At 61.1% G+C, this 16334-nt stretch carries 14 protein-coding genes and 2 tRNA genes; all 16 read right to left on the reverse strand.

What is annotated here, in order from left to right:
• Window positions 1-26: 26 nt before the first annotated feature.
• Window positions 27-103 (reverse strand) — tRNA-Pro (locus KP001_RS06265).
• A 14-nt stretch (window positions 104-117) separates the two neighbouring features.
• Window positions 118-456, reverse strand: coding sequence for a MerR family transcriptional regulator (locus KP001_RS06270; protein ID WP_217288686.1), 339 nt, complete (start codon window positions 454-456; stop codon window positions 118-120).
• Between the two features lie 2 nt (window positions 457-458).
• Entirely contained in the window at window positions 459-737 is a 279-nt protein-coding gene (locus tag KP001_RS06275; protein ID WP_183346967.1) for an integration host factor subunit alpha, read from the reverse strand.
• 86 nt (window positions 738-823) lie between these two features.
• On the reverse strand, window positions 824-3229 hold the full coding sequence (gene pheT, locus KP001_RS06280) for a phenylalanine--tRNA ligase subunit beta (RefSeq protein ID WP_217288687.1): 2406 nt from the start codon (window positions 3227-3229) through the stop codon (window positions 824-826).
• 129 nt (window positions 3230-3358) lie between these two features.
• Window positions 3359-4375: a phenylalanine--tRNA ligase subunit alpha gene (gene pheS / locus KP001_RS06285; protein ID WP_217288688.1), complete on the reverse strand. Its 1017-nt coding sequence runs from the start codon at window positions 4373-4375 to the stop codon at window positions 3359-3361.
• Window positions 4376-4451: 76 nt separating this feature from the next.
• Window positions 4452-4805 (reverse strand): 50S ribosomal protein L20, encoded by a 354-nt coding sequence (gene rplT / locus KP001_RS06290; RefSeq protein ID WP_015720525.1) that lies wholly within the window; start codon window positions 4803-4805, stop codon window positions 4452-4454.
• Window positions 4806-5037: 232 nt separating this feature from the next.
• Entirely contained in the window at window positions 5038-5235 is a 198-nt protein-coding gene (gene rpmI / locus KP001_RS06295) for a 50S ribosomal protein L35 (protein ID WP_129128247.1), read from the reverse strand.
• Window positions 5236-5262: 27 nt separating this feature from the next.
• Entirely contained in the window at window positions 5263-5781 is a 519-nt protein-coding gene (gene infC, locus KP001_RS06300) for a translation initiation factor IF-3 (RefSeq protein ID WP_216500734.1), read from the reverse strand.
• 11 nt (window positions 5782-5792) lie between these two features.
• Window positions 5793-7703 (reverse strand): threonine--tRNA ligase, encoded by a 1911-nt coding sequence (thrS, locus tag KP001_RS06305; RefSeq protein ID WP_217288689.1) that lies wholly within the window; start codon window positions 7701-7703, stop codon window positions 5793-5795.
• A gap of 94 nt (window positions 7704-7797) precedes the next feature.
• Window positions 7798-7872 (reverse strand) — tRNA-Val (locus KP001_RS06310).
• A gap of 112 nt (window positions 7873-7984) precedes the next feature.
• On the reverse strand, window positions 7985-9061 hold the full coding sequence (locus KP001_RS06315; protein WP_217288690.1) for a glycosyltransferase family 9 protein: 1077 nt from the start codon (window positions 9059-9061) through the stop codon (window positions 7985-7987).
• A gap of 422 nt (window positions 9062-9483) precedes the next feature.
• Complete coding sequence (locus tag KP001_RS06320) at window positions 9484-10971, reverse strand: sigma-54-dependent transcriptional regulator (protein WP_302467785.1); 1488 nt, start codon at window positions 10969-10971, stop codon at window positions 9484-9486.
• 61 nt (window positions 10972-11032) lie between these two features.
• The gene (locus KP001_RS06325; protein WP_217288692.1) at window positions 11033-12700 is read right to left on the reverse strand and encodes an ATP-binding protein; all 1668 of its coding nucleotides are present in this window, start codon (window positions 12698-12700) and stop codon (window positions 11033-11035) included.
• Window positions 12701-12724: 24 nt separating this feature from the next.
• The gene (locus KP001_RS06330; protein WP_217288693.1) at window positions 12725-13873 is read right to left on the reverse strand and encodes an iron-containing alcohol dehydrogenase; all 1149 of its coding nucleotides are present in this window, start codon (window positions 13871-13873) and stop codon (window positions 12725-12727) included.
• Window positions 13874-14375: 502 nt separating this feature from the next.
• Window positions 14376-14954, reverse strand: coding sequence for a thermonuclease family protein (locus tag KP001_RS06335; protein WP_217288694.1), 579 nt, complete (start codon window positions 14952-14954; stop codon window positions 14376-14378).
• Window positions 14955-15009: 55 nt separating this feature from the next.
• A complete protein-coding gene (gene nrfD / locus KP001_RS06340; RefSeq protein ID WP_239027919.1) occupies window positions 15010-16290 on the reverse strand; it encodes an NrfD/PsrC family molybdoenzyme membrane anchor subunit in 1281 nt (426 codons plus the stop codon).
• Window positions 16291-16334: the final 44 nt, after the last annotated feature.

Here is a 16334-nt window from a genome sequence, read left to right on the forward strand (position 1 = left end):
GAAGTCTCCCAAGCGGCTGATTGAAATGGTCGGTGCGACTGGATTCGAACCAGCGACCACTAGACCCCCAGTCTAGTGCGCTACCAGGCTGCGCTACGCACCGATTAAACCTGATAATTACAACTGATCCCTCAAACTGGTCAGTTCCAGCTTCACGTCATGAAGCAGCGCGGCGAGCGCTTCGCTGGAAAGGTCAGATTTCCGGTACTTTTTCTTTTGTCCCAGACGCTTTCTTGCTCCCTCTATGGTGAGCTTTTCCGCGTACAGAAGTTCTTTTATTTCCGCTACCAGCTCCACGTCCTTCCTGGTGTAGAGCCTCTGGCCGCTGCTGCTTTTCCTGGGTGCCAGCGAGGAGAACTCGGTCTCCCAGAAGCGAAGCACCGAGGTGGGGAGTCCCGTCAGGGCGGAAACCTCGCCGATCCTCAGGTAGTGCTTGTCCGGGATCCCGGTAATCATGACTACTGGCTGTTGATCGCGCTCTTGAGAACCTGGCTCGGCTTGAAGGTGAGGATCTTGCGAGCCACGATAGTGATCTCCTCGCCGGTCTGCGGGTTCCTGCCACGACGATCGGACTTCTCTTTCACTACGAAGTTGCCGAAGCCGGCAATCTTAATTTTGTCGCCTTCTTCAAGAGTGGACTTAATCAGGTCGAAGACCGTCTCAACGAGTTCGGCGGATTCTTTTTTGGAGAAACCGACCTTCTCATAAATTTTTTCTACGATGTCCGCTTTGGTCATAATCCCCTCAACAGGTGAAGCATTTCAGTGTGTTCTCAACAGCGGCTTAATCTAATACCATAGCGTTTTCGATTTCGCAACCGTTTTTATCTGAACGAAACATTTAATTTTTTCTGCAGTGCATCGATGACCCGCTGGTGCAGACGAGTTACTTCGTCGTCGGTCAAGGTCCTTTCCTTGGAACCATAACGGACGCGAACGGCCACACTCTTTTCATGAGCGGCGATGTTGCCACCCATGTAAAGATCGAATATCTCCACCCCCTCCAGCTCGGGCGCCTTGGTGCCGTTGACGCAGGAAATCACGTCGGCGACCGGGAGCTCCCTGGGGAGCAGCATGGCGATGTCGCGGAAGGTGGAGGGGAAACGCGAAGGCACCTGGGCCGCCCCCTGCTTCTTGCGGCAGGAAAGCAGCGCCTCGAAGTTGAGTTCGAGGTAGTACAGCGGTGTGGAGATGCCGTAGTTCTCCTGCACCGTCGGGTGCAGTTCACCCAGGGAGCCGAGCACCTTCTTGCCGCTGAGGATGCGGCAGGCCTTCCCCGGGTGGTAGTACGGGTCGAGCTCGTCGGTGCTGAAGTTCACGCCACCCACGTTCAGTTCGCCGAGGATGTTTTCCGCGATCCCCTTCACGTCGAAGAAGTCGATCTCGTCCTTCCCCTGGTTCCACCCTTCCAGATCGCGCCTGCCGGTGAGCAGCGCGGAAACGTAGAGCGGCTCCCGGGGGAGTTCCTCCCCCTCCACGGGGAGATAGATGCGGCGCATCTCGAAGATGCGCAGGTTCAGCGTGCGGAAGCTGATGTTCTTGACCGCCGTTTCCAAAAGCCCCGGCAGCATGGTGGTGCGCATGACCGAGAGCTCGTCGGAGATCGGGTTCAGAAGCACCATCCCGTTGCTGCGCGGGTCCTCCTGCGGGAGCAGGATCTTTTCGCACGAGGAAGGGGCCACGAAGCTGTAGTTGATCACCTCGTTGAGCCCGTGGGCGACCAGGAGGTCTTTCACCTTGGCGGCGAGCCGCTGGGCGTCGGAGGGAAGGTCGGAGAAGACCGAGGCCTGCGGGAGGGTCGCGGGGACCTTCTCGAAGCCGTTCATGCGCACCACTTCCTCGACCAGGTCGATCTCGCGCTCCAGGTCGACCCTGAACAGCGGCACCTTGACCCGGAACACGCCCGGTTCGGCCTGGGTCACCTCGAATTCGAGGCGCTTGAAGATCTCTTCCACTTCAGCCGCGGTGAGCGAGAGGCCGGAAACGGCGTTGATGCGGGCAAGACGGGCGCCGATCACGCGCGGCTCGACCGGCGCGGGGTAGACATCGATGACGCCCTTGGCCACCTTGCCGCCGGAAAGCTCGGCGATGAGCTGCGCGGCCCGGTCGAGGGCGCGGGTGAGTCCGGCGATGTCGGCGCCGCGCTCGAAGCGGTGCGAGGACTCGGTGTGGATCCCCAGGCGCTTGGAGGTCTTGCGGATGGCGGAGGGGTTGAAGTAGGCGCTCTCCAGGAGCACCTCGGTGGTCCCCTCCCCTATCTCGGAGTTGCCCCCCCCCATGATGCCGGCCAGCGCCACGGCTTTCTCGCCGTCGCGGATGGTGAGGTCGTTCGCGGTCAGCTCGCGCTCCTGCCCGTCCAGCGTGCCGAATTTCTCACCCTCCCCTGCAGCGGCGACCACGATCTTGCCGCCGGCGAGGAGCTTGAAGTCGAAGGCGTGCAGCGGGTGCCCGTACTCGAGAAGCACGTAGTTGGTCACGTCGACGATGTTGTTGATGGAGCGGATGCCGGCGGCCATGAGCCGGTTGGCGAGCCAGGCGGGGGATTCCGCCAGGGTGCAGCCGGTGATGTGGCGCGCGGTGTAGCGCGGGCAGAGTTCCGGCGCGAGGATCTCGACGCTGGCGATCCCCCCGATGGGGGCGCCGGTCTCGTTCACCTCGAGCCCCGGGTAGTGGACCTTCGTGCCGAGCTTCGCGGCAATCTCGCGGGCGACACCGACCACGCTCAGGCAGTCGGCGCGGTTGGGCGTGAGGCCGATCTCGAAGATGACGTCCTTGGTGCCGAGCGCGTCGAAAAGGGGCGTGCCGATCTTGAAATCCTCGGGAAGGATCATGATGCCGGAGGACTCGGCGGAGAGTGCCAGTTCCTTCTCCGAGCAGAGCATGCCGCAGGACTCCTCACCGCGGATCTTGGAGCGCTTGATCTTGAAGTCTCCGGGAAGCGTGGCGCCGATCTGGGCCAGGGCGACCTTGTCGCCCGCCTTGAAGTTCTGCGCGCCGCAGACCACGTCGAGGATCTCCTTGCCGTTGTCGACCTTGCACAGGGAGAGCTTGTCGGCGTTGGGGTGCTGGTTTTTTTCCACCACCTGGGCCACCACCACGTCGTCCATGCCGCCGCCCACCTCTTCCATCCTCTCCACTTCGAGGCCGAGCATGGTGAGCAGGTGCGACAGTTCCGCAGCCGGCAGGTCGCAATCGACGAATTCTTTCAACCAGTTATAGGTAACTATCATATGAGTTCCTTCAATTGGAAAATCAATTAACAGGGATAAAAGGGATGCAGGGGATAAAGGCTAAAAGCTCAAAGGTTTAAAGCTCTTGTTTATATCCCTTTTATCCCCTTTATCCCTGTTCAATGCCTTTTAAAACTGCTTCAGGAACCTGAGGTCGTTCTCGAAGAGCAGCCGCATGTCGGCGATGCCGTACTTAAGCATCGCGATCCTCTCGATCCCCATGCCGAAGGCGAACCCGGTGTACTGCTCGGAGTCGTAGCCGACGTGACGGTAGACCTCCGGGTCGACCATGCCGGAACCGAGGATCTCGAGCCAGCCGGTCTCCTTGCAGACCCGGCACCCCTTGCCGCGGCAGATGACGCAGGCGATATCCACTTCCGCGGAGGGTTCGGTGAAGGGGAAGAAGGAAGGACGCAGCCTCACGCCGATGTCCTTGCCAAAGAGCTGGCTGATGAACAGGGTCAGGATACCCTTCAGGTCGGCGAAGGTGATCCCCTTGTCGACCATGAGCCCCTCGATCTGGTGGAACATGGGTGAATGGGTGGCGTCGGAGTCGCAACGGTACACGGTGCCGGGAGCGATGATGCGCACCGGCGGCGGCTGCTTCAGCATGGTGCGGATCTGCACCGGGGAGGTGTGGGTCCGCAGGAGAACGCTCTCGCCGAAGTAGAAGGTGTCCTGCATGTCGCGCGCGGGGTGATCCTTGGGAAGGTTCAGCGCCTCGAAGTTGTAGAAATCGAGCTCGATCTCGGGGCCTTCGGCGACGGCGAAGCCGAGCGCTGCGAAGATGGAGCAGATCTCCTCGGTGACCAGGGTGATCGGGTGCTTGGAGCCCAGAGGGCGCTTGCGCCCCGGAAGGGTCACGTCGATCTTCTCGGCGGCGAGCCTCTGCGCCTTGGCAGCCTCGCGCACCGCGACGCTGCGCGCGTCGAGCGCCTCCTCGAGCTTCGCCTTCACGGTGTTCACCACCTGGCCCACCAGCGGCCGCTCTTCGGGGGAAAGCCCCCCCAGCCCCTTCATGATGCCGGTCAGCGCGCCCTTCTTGCCCAGGTACTTGACCCTCAGTTCCTGCAGCCCCTCTTCAGTGGAGGCCTGACCCAGCTCGGAGAGAGCCTCTTGTAAAAGTGCTTCCAGTTTATCCTTCATCGCAATCGCCCTATTGCGGAAAAAAAAAGAAATGGGACATCGCTATCCCATTTCTTCTTTATGCCCGCGGTATGTATTAAAATTTTGCTTTTGCTGCCGCCGCGATAGCTGCGAAACCTTTCGGGTCGGAAACGGCCAGGTCGGCCATCACTTTCCTGTCGATCTCGACGTTGGCAAGCTTGAGACCGTGGATCAGTTTGCTGTAGGAGAGGCCGTTGATCCTCGCCGCTGCGTTGATCCTGGTGATCCAGAGAGCCCTGAAGTCCCTCTTTTTCACCCTTCTGTCCCTGAACGCGTAGTTCAGCGCGCGGTCCACCGCTTCGGTGGCGCTCCTGAACAATTTGCTCCTTGCGCCGCGGTAGCCCTTGGCAAGTTTCAACACCTTGTTTCTTCTCTGTCTCGCTTTAAAACCGCGCTTTACTCTTGGCATACGAACTCCTTCTGGTTTTTAAATTAGCCGGATCCGCAAGGGGAGACGTTTCCTCACGGTTCTCGGACTTCGGCAAACCAGGGACTAGGGCTGGGGGCTGGGGGCTGGCAACATCACAGCGTACTTCGCACCGCCTCGTCCTATTCCTTGGTCATATGTGTTATTCAGTCTCCGGTCCTAGTTCCCGGTTACCAGGTTTAACTAGCCCCTAGTCCCTAGTCCCTGGCCCCGGTTACTTATAGGGGATGAGGCAGCAGATGTTCTTGTGATCGGAAGCCGCTACGATGCCGCTCTTGCGGAGGTTGCGCTTGGTCTTCCTGGTCTTGGAGGTCAGGATGTGGCTGGTGAAGGCGTGAGCCATCTTGATTTTGCCTGTGCCGGTCTTGCTGAAACGCTTGGCGGCGCCCCTATGGGTCTTCATTTTAGGCATTGTTTTACTACTCCTTTGTGGTGGTGTTTATTTTTTCACTTTGGGGGCGACGATCATGAACATGCTGCGCCCTTCCATTTTCTGCCTCACCTCGACGAGCGCGATGTCGGCAAGCTCTGCTGCGACTTTTTCCAGGGCGGCCATGCCGAGTTCCTGGTGCGTGATTTCGCGCCCGCGGAAAACGACGGTGATCTTCGCCTTGTTCCCTTCTTCGAGGAAGCGGCGTACGTGCTTTACCTTGAACTCCAGGTCGTGCGTGTCTGTCTTCGGGCGAAGTTTGACCTCTTTGAGCTCGACCTGCACCTGTTTCTTCTTTGCCTCGGCCAGCTTCTTGGCCTGCTGGTATTTGAACTTGCCGTAATCCATGATACGGCAGACAGGGGGGACGGCTGTCGGCGAAACCTCTACCAGATCCAGTTGCAGACTCTCAGCCAACGCCAGAGCCTCGCGAAGCGGAAGAATACCAAGCTGCTCACTATCGGCACCTACTACCCTTACCTCTTTGGCCCTGATGGTCTGATTGATGTTGACTGTAGGTTTAGCTATGACGCCACCTCCTATTTGTAGGTTTTGACTTCGTTTTCTATGAACGCGATGAACTGCTCGGGGGTCATCGCATCGAGGTTCTTGCCGTCGCGGAAACGGGGTGCGAGCAGGCCACCTTCGACCTCTTTGTCCCCCACGACGAGCATGTACGGTATCTTCTGCAGCTGGGCTTCGCGGATCTTGAAGCCGAGCTTCTCGTTTCTGAAATCCTTCTGTACCCTGACGCCTGCGGCGCGCAGCTTGTCGAACGCTGCCTGGGCGTACGGTATCTGATTGTCGGTAACCGTGAGAACGGTCGCCTGCACAGGTGCCAGCCAAGTCGGGAAGTTTCCGGCGAAGTGCTCGATGAGGACACCGATGAAGCGTTCGATGGCACCAAGAATAACCCTGTGCACCATGACGGGACGCTTTTTCTCACCGTCAGCGTCCACATAGGTGAGGTCAAAACGCTCCGGAAGGGTAAAATCGCACTGGATAGTAGCACATTGCCATCTTCTGTCAAGTGCGTCGCGCAGCTTGATATCGATCTTGGGGCCGTAGAAGGCGCCGTCCCCCTCGTTGATCTCGTAGGGGCGGCCGGAATCTTTCAGGGCGCTCAGGAGCGCGCTGGTGGCGAGTTCCCACGCGTCGTCGGAGCCGATCGACTTTTCGGGACGGGTGGAAAGCTCCATCTCGAACTCGAAACCGAAGATCCCCATCACCTCGGTGACGAACTGGATGACACCCTTGATCTCGGCGTCGAGCTGGTCCGGGGTGCACAGGATGTGCGCGTCGTCCTGGGTGAAGCCGCGCACGCGCAGAAGCCCGTGCAGAACGCCTGCCCTCTCGTGACGATGCACGGTGCCCAGCTCGAAGTAACGCAGCGGCAGGTCACGGTAGGAGCGGAGCTGCGAACGGTAGATCATCATGTGGGCCAGGCAGTTCATCGGCTTGACGCCGTACCCCTGCTCGTCCACGGTGGTGAAGTACATGTTCTCGCGGTAGTTCTCGTAGTGACCGGAACGCTGCCAGAGCTCGGTCTTCAGGATCTGGGGACCGAGAACGATGTCGTAGCCGCGCTTCAGGTGTTCCTTGCGCTCGAAGTCCTCGAGGATGGTGCGCAGCATGGCCCCTTTGGGGTGCCAGATCACCAGGCCCGCGCCGACCTCGTCGTTGAAGGAGAAGAGATCGAGCTCCTTGCCGAGTTTCCTGTGGTCGCGCTTCTTGGCTTCCTCGATCCGCTCCAGGTAGGCTTCCAGTTCCTTCTTGTCGGCGAAGGCGGTGCCGTAGACGCGCTGCAGCATGGCGCGCTTCTCGTCGCCGCGCCAGTAGGCGCCGGCGATGGAGGTGAGCTTGAACGCCTTGCAGAAGGAGGTCTTGGGGAGGTGCGGGCCGCGGCAGAGGTCGGCGAAGTCGCCCTGGGTGTAGAGGGAGACCTGGTCGGCGCCGAGATCCTCGATCAATTCGACCTTGTAATCCTCACCCATCTTCCTGAACAGCTCGATCGCCTCGGCGCTGGAGAGCTCGGAACGCTCGATCTTCAGATCGGCCTTGGCGAGCTCGCGCATCTTGGCCTCGATCTTCTCGAGGTCCTCCGGGGTGAAAGGATGATCGACATCGAAGTCGTAGTAGAAACCGGTCTCGATGGCGGGACCGATGGTCACTTTCGCCTGCGGGAACAGCGCCTTGACGGCCTGGGCCATGAGGTGCGAAGTGGAGTGCCTGATGATCTCCAGCGCCTCGGGGCTCTTCTCGGTGATGATCTCGACCTTCGCGCCGTCGGCGAGCGTGGTGTTCAGGTCAACCAGGTTGCCGTCGATCTTGCCGGCGATGGCAGCCTTGGCGAGACCCGCTCCGATGGAAGCGGCCAGATCGAAGATGGAGGAGCCTGCTGGCAAGGGCCTTTGGGAACCGTCCGGAAGCGTGACCTTAATCTCGTTCATGCAAGACCCCTTTGTGGAAAACTGGTGACAAAACAGAAAGAGGCATCGAAACTCGATGCCTCCGTCGAACCTCGTACTGAAGGTCTCTTTTGATTGGTAGGCGCGGGCGGTTTCGAACCGCCGACCCCTAGCGTGTCGAGCTAGTGCTCTACCCCTGAGCTACGCGCCTGTTTTGTTGCTGCTTCGTGGAACTCGGACTTTGTACCAATTCGGCATTTCAAAGTCAAGGATTTTGTTTCGTGCACATGAATTTTTCTCATTGGAGAGTTGCGGTGTCCGGCTCACTCCGCCCTAAGCATCTGAATTAGCGTCCGTGCCACCTCCGCGGGATCGGCGTCGATACAGCTCCCCTGGTGGTCACAGGGGGGGATGGTTCCCCATGCGGCGCAGGGGGCGCAGGGAAGCGAGGAGGCGAAGAAGCGGTGACCATCCCCCTTCGGGGCCCATTTCGCCGGGTCGCTCGGGCCGAAGAGCGACAGGGCCGGCGTGCCGAGACCGGCCGCTATGTGCAAGAGTCCCGAGTCCCCGGTAAGGAGAACCTTGGCGGCTCCGATCACAGCCGCGGTCTCGACGAGGCTCGTCCGGCCGGCAAGGTTGACCGCTCCGGTCGCCCGTGCGATGGCGTCGGCGACGTCATCATCATCGTTGCCGCCAACGACGACCACCGCGTGTCCCGCCAGGGCCACCGACGCCGCCACCTGACGGAACCGCGCCCCCCCCCACTCCTTGCGCGGCACGCTCGCACCAGGAAAAATCGCCGCGAACGGCTGTTCCCCGAGGCGGGCCAACAGGTGCGAGGCACGCTCCCGCGCCGCGGGGGGCAGCTCCAGAAACGGGACGTCAAGCCCGGCCGGCGCCTCGATCCCAAGCGGAGCCAGCAGCCTGAAGAAGGAAAAGGGCTCGTACTCCTTCATGTCGTAGGGGACGGGATCGGAGAAGAGCCGCTTGCGCTCGTTGGTGGCGAAGCCGATGGAGCGTCGGGCGCGGACCAGGCGCGCGACCAGGGCGGAAAGCCGGTACCACTGTTCGGTGTCGATGACCAGGTCATAGCGGCCGCGCAGGACGGCGCGCAGTTCCCCCGGCTCGTCGTAGCGGTACACGGCATGGAGCCCGGGGCAGAAGTCGAAGGCGGCGGCGTTTCTTTTCTCGGCGAGGATCTCGATCCGGCATGAGGGGTAGGCCCCCTGCAGGGCGCGCAGCGCCGGAATGAGCAGGATGGCGTCGCCGATGCCGCCGGGGCGGATGACGAGCACGGAGCCGGGTGCCGCTGCCGTGGCCGGCTTTTTCCTGCGCGGGAGCAGCCGGACGAGGAGCGGACCGGCAAGCGAGTCGAAGCGTTTCAGATCTTTTGCCTGCACAACAGCTCTCCTTTTGATGTAGTGAGCATCAACGGATGCGCCGCATATCTATACAAAAAAAGGGAACGGGTGGCAACAAAAGAGAACACCCGCTGTAGGGGCGAATAAATATTCGCCCAGCGATGATGAACAAGCGGAGGTCGCTGCTCTTGTGAAAACGAAGGAGATCACCATCGAGGGGTAACAGTTACCGACCCTTGTAGGGGCGAATAAATATTCGCCCAGCGATGATGAACAAGGGGAGGTCGCCGCTCTTGTGAAAACGGAGGAGATCACCATCGAGGGGTAACAGTTACCACCCCTTGTAGGGGCGAATAAATATTCGCCCAGCGATGATGAACGAGGGGAGGTCGCTGCTCTCGCGGAAACTTCCCCGATAACGGTGAGGGGTGTGAGAAAGGCGAAGGATGCAGATCCGGATCCTAGCGCCCGGGCAGCTCCAGCTCCTTCATCTTCCTGTAGAGGGTGTTGCGCGCTATCCCCAGTGCCTTCGCGGCCTCGGTGATGTTGCCGTCGTACTGCGCCAGCGCCTCCTTGATGGTCTCTGCCTCGGAGTCCTTCAGGGCGTTCAGCGGCGGTACGATCTTCTTCTTGCGCATCACGGCCAGGAGGTTCGACTGGGCCTGGCGCAGGGAGGCGAGCATCCCGTTCAACTCGTCGGCCCCCAGCCGCTCCAGACAGTCACAGCTTCTGCACTGCTCGACAAGGTCGGTGGCGGCCGGCAGCGGCCCGGCATCTGCATAACGCTGGGCCGGCTGCGCACCGTAGCGCACCGGCGCGGAAGGGCCGGCGAGGAAAGTCCCCCCCAGATGCTCCGGGAGGATGGTGTCGCCGGTACAGATCACCACGGCGCGGCGCATCACGTTGGCGAGCTCGCGGATGTTCCCCGGCCAGGAGTACCCCTGCAGCAGACGCACGGTGCCGGGGGAAAGCCTCAGGTCGCGGTTCAACTGCTGCACGAAGTGCTCGGCCAGAAGCGGGATGTCCTCGTGACGCTCGGCAAGCGACGGTATCTCCAGGCGGACCACGTTGAGCCGGTAAAAAAGATCCTCGCGGAAGGTCTTCTCCCTGATGGCCTGCTCCAGGTCGACGTTTGTGGCGGCGATGACACGGACGTCGGTCTTAATGGGGCGCTCCCCCCCTACCCTCATGAACTCGCCGGTTTCCAGCACGCGCAGGAGCTTCACCTGGATCTGGGGCGTGGCGTCCCCGATCTCGTCCAGAAGGAGGGTCCCGTTGTTGGCGAGCTCGAAGATGCCGCGCCGGGTCTGGTTGGCGCCGGTGAAGGCCCCCTTCTCGTGGCCGAAGAGTTCACTTTCGAGAAGGTTCTCGGGAAGCGCACCGCAGTTGACCGGGATGAAGGGCTGCCCGGCCCGCGCGGATGCGGCGTGGATGAAGCGGGCCAGCACCTCCTTGCCGGTGCCGGTCTTCCCCTGGATCAGGACGGATATATCCTTCCCCGCCACTTTGTAGGCCAGCGAAACCATCCGCTTCATCGGGGGGGAGACGCCAACGCGGAAGCCGACCCCCTGGGCCACCTCGGCCCACTCGTCTGCGGCTGCGCCCCCCCTGCCGTGCACGGCGCCCGCCCCGGCGGCCCTTTCGATCATCTGCTCGATCTGGTCGATGTCATCGAAGGGTTTTTCCAGGTACTCGTAGGCGCCCAGCTGCATGGCGGTCACCGCCGTCTTGACCGTCGAGTAGCCGGTCATGATGATCACCTCGCAGGAGGGCTGCCTCGACTTGATGATCTCAAGAAGCGTTATGCCGTCCGTGTCCGGAAGCTTCAGGTCGACAAGGGCGACGCTGAAGCGCCCCGCCTCCAGCGCGGCCAGGGCCTCGGGCTCGTTGGCCGCGGTGACCACCTGGTACCCCCTGCGCGTCAGCAGGCGGCGGAAAAAGGTGCACACGTCCCTCTCGTCATCGATTATCAGTATTTGCGTTTGCGATTCTGTCACGGCCTGCCCCCGACTACTTGTCGTTACTTTCATCTACCGGCAGGACGAGGCTGAAACAGCTCCCCTGCCCCAAGGTGCTCTCCACCTCGATGGTGCCGTGGTGCGACTCGGCGATACCCAGACTGACCGAGAGACCGAGCCCGGTCCCCTTGCTGGCCTCCTTGCTGGTGTAAAACGGCGTGAAGATCTTCGAGACGTTCTCGGGCGCGATGCCGACGCCGTTGTCGCTGACACTCAGGACGGCCCAGCGTTGCCCCCCCTCGCTCCGAAGCGAGGTGGCCACCTCGATGACCTTCTCCTTGCCGTCGACCTCGGTGAGGGCATCGCGCGCGTTGATGAGGAAATTGGTCAACACCTGCTGGATCTGCGGGCCGTTGGCGTTGATCCTCGGCAGGTCGCGGTCGAAGTGCTCGAAGATGGCGATCTGGCTGCGGTTGATCTGGTACTGGATCATGTCCAGGACCCGCTCGGCCTCCGCGTTCAGATCCACCGGCGAGAAGGGAGCCTGGTCCTGGCGCGAGAAGGTAAGGAGGTTCTGGATGATGCGCTTGCAGCGCAGCCCGCAATTGATGATGTCGGAGAGCGCCTCGCCATGCTCCGAATCCTCCTCCCCCTGCAGGTCGCGGGCGAGCATCTGCGCCGTTCCGATGATCACGGTCATCGGGCTGTTCAGCTCGTGGGCGACGCCCGCCGCCATCACCCCCAGCGCCACCATCTTGGCGGACTGCACCAGTTGCGCCTCCATCTTCAGCTTCTTGGTCACATCCTTCATGATGATGGTGACGGCGGCGAGCTGCTTATCCTCGTTGAAGACGGGGTAGTAGGAGAGGTCCAGAAACTCCCCCTCGGGGGTATGCCACTGCTGGAATACCGGCTTTCCGGTCTCCTTGATCTCCTGGATCGGGCAGTTCTTGCAGGGGCCGGTCCCTCCCCGGAGCTTGGCGAAGCACTTGTTGCTGATGGCCTGGTTGAAGGTGTCGCTCATGCCGGGGGGGAGCTGACCGTTGTGCAGCAGCACGTTGTATTCGGTGTCGATGAGGAAGATGGGATCGGTCACGGCGCGGAAGGTCGCTTCCCACTCCTTCTTGGCCCGAGAGACCTGCTTGTACAGCCGCGCGTTCTGCATGCTGATGGCGAGCTGGTCGGCCAGGTGCTGCACGAAGTTCAGCTCGGCCCGCTCGTAGGCCGCGTCGATGGTGCTCCCCAAGAGCAAAAGGCCGGTCACCGAGGAACGCTCGAACAGGGGCGCGGCGGCGAGGGAGCGCAGCGGCTCGGCGTGTTTCTTCGTCGCCTGGGCCAGGCAGAGCGGATCCTGCATCGGGTTGTAGCTGGTGGCCCCCTTGTCCCGGAACGCGTTCCAGAGGATGGACTGCTTCGGGATGTAGCCAAGGTCGGTGAAGTCGCGGGGGGCAACGGCGATCAGCTTGAGCTTCCCTTCGGTGAGCTTCGCGAGCGCGAGGAAGTCGCAGGGAAGCGCCTCGGGGAGCTTGCGGAAGGCCCTCTCGATGATGTCGCCGATGGACATGTCGATATTGATGTCGCGGGTGAGCTGCTGCAGGATCTCCAGACGGCTGTTTTGTTTCAGCACGTCCTGGTTCCTCTTCTTGAGCTCCACGTAGTAGTTGAGCTTCGAAGAGTCGACACCCGTCAGCTGTTCGAGGAGTTTGCCCCTGTTTTTCACGGCACTTCCTTTGTGGCCCCAGGCCTACATGGCATTGCGGTAGATCTGCTCGATCTGTTCGCGGGTTGCGTAGCGCGGGTTGGTGACCAGGCAGGCGTCCTTGGTGGCGTTCTCACTCAAAAGCGGGATGAATTCCTCCTTGAGCCCGAGCTCCGAGAGCCCCTTGGCGAGCCCGATATCCTCGATCAGGCGCTGCACCGCCTCGATGGAGCGCCCGGCCGCCTCCTCAAGCTCAAGCCCTGCGACGTCTTCCCCCATGGCAACGGCGATGTCACGGAACCGCTCCGGGCACGCCTGCAGGTTGAAGCGCATCACGTGCGGCAGGATGGAGGCGTTGGTCTCGCCATGGTGCTGGTCGAGGAGCCCGTCGACCTGGTGCGTCATGGCGTGGGCGGCGCCGAGGATGGCGTTGGAAAAGGCGAGGCCGGCGGTGAGGCTCGCCATGGCCATGTTGGTGTTGGCCTCCATGTCGCTTCTCTCGGCGACAGCCCTCCTCAGGTTCCTTGAGATGAGCTGGATGGCCTTGAGCGCGTGGATGTCGGTGAGGGGCGTCGCGGCTAGCGAGACATATGATTCTATCCCGTGGGTGAGCGCGTCGACCCCGGTGGCGGCCGCGAGCTTGGCATCCTTGGTCTTGAGCAGTTCCGGATCGACGATGGCGATGTCCGGGATGAGGGAGCGGGAGATAATGGACATCTTCAGCTTCCGGTCGGTGTCCACGATGATGGTGAACTGGCTCACCTCCGACCCCGCCCCGGCCGTCGACGGAACGATGACCATGGGCGGAAGCGGCGTGGAGATCTTGTTGATCCCTTCGTAGTCCTTCAGTCTCCCCCCGTTGGAGGCTATGGTGGCGATGGCCTTGGCCACGTCGGTCGGGCTGCCGCCGCCGACCGAGACGATGCCGTCACACCCAGAGGCGAGATATTTGGCTGCGCCCTCGGTGACCTCGCAATCCTTGGGGTTGGTGGTGAGGCTGGAGAAAATGACAGTATCGAGCCCGGCCGCACGCAGGTAGTCGACCGCGATGTCCACCCAACCGGCGGATATGACGTCGTCATCGCTGACCAGGAACACCTTGGAAACGCCAAGGCGCACGACGCTCTCGCCGATCTGGCTCAGAGAGCCCCTGCCGAATATGATTTCGGGTGCAACGAACTTGCTTATTTCCATCTCTGTGACTCCTGAAACTGATTGTCGCCACGGGCCTGCCTGCACCCACGGATAACGTATACACAGGCAAGATCGGTACCAAATCCGGCTCAAAGGGACGCAGGCGGGACGGGATCTCTAATGAGGACCGCTGGTAATACCTTGAATACAAAACAATGAGACGGCTTTTTACGATCTGCGAAAAAAAGTGGCTCGATTTGGAACAGTCCCCGGGAGGAGGGGCGAACAGTGTCACTATATCTAACAAGCGTCATTTTTTGGAACAGAAAAAACGTCTCGTTTTGAGACAGGGCGAGTTTTCTTCGGAAGCAGACGGTGGCAGAGATTGAACTAAGTCTAATGGCGAAGGGACTTTATGCCTGCGGCATGGCGCCCCCCGGACTAACCGGCGCTGGCGGCAACCATTTTATTCTATTTCGTTGTAAACGTGGTGCGAGAAGGAGGATGGACAATGAACACCAGGGAATCCCCGGCGTACTGTCGCTTGGGGTGGCGGCGGGGCTTAGTTCTGCTTGGTCTTTAGCTTCACGTGCGGCTTGAACTCCCAGGGGGGCTGTGGGTTGTCCTGGATCCAGAGGCCGCTGCGCCTGGCGCGAGCCATCCGCTCGATCCCGATGTAGTGGGGGTGATCCCCCCTGGTGAGAAGCCTGCGATATGCCCAGGCCCAGCCGTCGTTGAGCATCTCGAGGTTGATGTTGCGGTCGTCCAGATAAACGACGGCCACGGCGACCTGCGTGGGTTCGGTCTTGAAGACAAGGGTCTCGCGGATCTCGAGGCGCACCACCTGGTGCAACACCTTGAGAGACAGGGCGCGGAAGGCGTCCTCCGAGTAAGGCTGGCCCGGCTTGTACCAGCCGGTGAACTTGTCGATCTTGGCCGTTTGGGGAGCGGCGATACCGTAGAGACGCACGGGTATTTCGGTACCGTAGGAATTGACGGTGAGGCGGTCCCCTTCGCTGACCCCGACCACCAGTCCTGCTATCATGTGCCCCGGGTGATGGGGATCGTTCTGGGCATGGGCCGGTACCACGAATAGCAGCAAAGACGACCACAGCGCCAATAAACAGCCCGCTTTTCTCAACAACAGCCCCCTTCCCACCGCCACGTCCGGTTGATTTGCTAAACCGCGCGCCATGTTAGCAAAACAGTTCAGGCAAAGCAATGCTCAATACCGCAACTGCTGCGCCGGAAGCGGTGGCAGAAGCTTGATCAGCAACTGATACGCCAGTATCTCCACCGAAACGATGCCGACGGCGATCATCACTTCGGCGAAAGAAGGGAAGTAGTGCCAGCCGTTGCCCGGATTGAACCCGATCAGGTAAACGTTGAACCGGTACAACCCGCCCCCCGAGAGCATCACCACGGCGGCGATGAACAGACGGCGAGGGGAGTGCTTTTCGCCGACGCGGAAAAACGGGATGGCGCCGATGCCCATAAGGAAACACTCGGCAAGGAAGAAGATGGAGTAGAAATCGCCGATCGCCGTGGCCACGATGGTCCCGGCGCATCACGTCCCCGATACGGATCACAAGCCATGCCGCGGTGAGCCAGGGAATGACCCGCCCCACCGCCGCGAGCTGTGAGTCGTGGAAACCGCGGTTCAGGACGAAGGAGGAAAGAACGGAAACGAAGATGACGATGGCATAGCCGAAATAGATGCAGTTAATCAGGAACAGCAGGGGGAGAAACGGGCTGTGCCAGAGCGGATGCAGCTTGGTGGACGCGATCAGCATCAGCGAACCGAGCGCGGACTGGTGCATGGTGGGAAGGATGATGCCGGCCGTGGCGGAGCAGATCAATACCCTGTTGATGATGGTCCACAACCGGGGTAAGGCGACCGGGCACCTCCCCTTCCCTGCCGGTTGCCAGGCCACCAGCCCCTTGCGCAACAGGAAGTTCAGCGCCAGGGTGCGCATGGCCGTGGGCGTGCCGCGCCCCATCAGGGCGAGCAGGTTGGGAAGGTACTCCAGACACAGGGCGATCAGGTAGCCGAAGAGGCAGAGCACGAGCTCGAAGAAGGCGGAACTGGGTTGCCAGCTGGTGGCGGAGAGGAGCCCGTGTGCGTTCCAGGGGCGGCCGATCTCGACCACGATGGAGGATGCCGCCAGGAAGGAGCCGAACAGGCTGGTAAGGATGGCGGACTTGACAAGGGTGTTGTAGTGGCCGCGGTTGATGATGTAGCTGAGAAGCGCCACCGTGTAGCCGCCGCAGGTGACGGCGGTGCCGATGGCGACGTCGTAGGCGACCCAGATGCCCCACGGGTAGCCGTCGCTCAAGTTGGAGACGGCGCCTATTCCCTTGGTGAAACGGACCGCGGTGAAGAACAGGCCGACCAGGGATAGGGACAGCAAAACGAAAAAAGATTTGGTGAAGATATTCCCCTTGCCACCGGGTGGGCGTGTACTGACACCGATCATCTCTGTCCCTGTCGCCTTGCGCTGATGAAGCGCGGCAAGTGTAA

Source organism: Geomonas subterranea, assembly GCF_019063845.1.
In the GTDB taxonomy this organism is placed as follows: Bacteria; Desulfobacterota; Desulfuromonadia; order Geobacterales; family Geobacteraceae; genus Geomonas; species Geomonas subterranea.

Coding starts and splice junctions, on each gene's coding strand:
- KP001_RS06270 (WP_217288686.1), bottom strand. CDS start 456: ATGATTACCGGGATCCCGGACAAGCACTACCTGAGGATCGGCGAGGTT.
- KP001_RS06275 (WP_183346967.1), bottom strand. CDS start 737: ATGACCAAAGCGGACATCGTAGAAAAAATTTATGAGAAGGTCGGTTTC.
- pheT (WP_217288687.1), bottom strand. CDS start 3,229: ATGATAGTTACCTATAACTGGTTGAAAGAATTCGTCGATTGCGACCTG.
- pheS (WP_217288688.1), bottom strand. CDS start 4,375: ATGAAGGATAAACTGGAAGCACTTTTACAAGAGGCTCTCTCCGAGCTG.
- rplT (WP_015720525.1), bottom strand. CDS start 4,805: ATGCCAAGAGTAAAGCGCGGTTTTAAAGCGAGACAGAGAAGAAACAAG.
- rpmI (WP_129128247.1), bottom strand. CDS start 5,235: ATGCCTAAAATGAAGACCCATAGGGGCGCCGCCAAGCGTTTCAGCAAG.
- thrS (WP_217288689.1), bottom strand. CDS start 7,703: ATGAACGAGATTAAGGTCACGCTTCCGGACGGTTCCCAAAGGCCCTTG.
- KP001_RS06330 (WP_217288693.1), bottom strand. CDS start 13,873: ATGGAAATAAGCAAGTTCGTTGCACCCGAAATCATATTCGGCAGGGGC.
- nrfD (WP_239027919.1), bottom strand. CDS start 16,290: ATGATCGGTGTCAGTACACGCCCACCCGGTGGCAAGGGGAATATCTTC.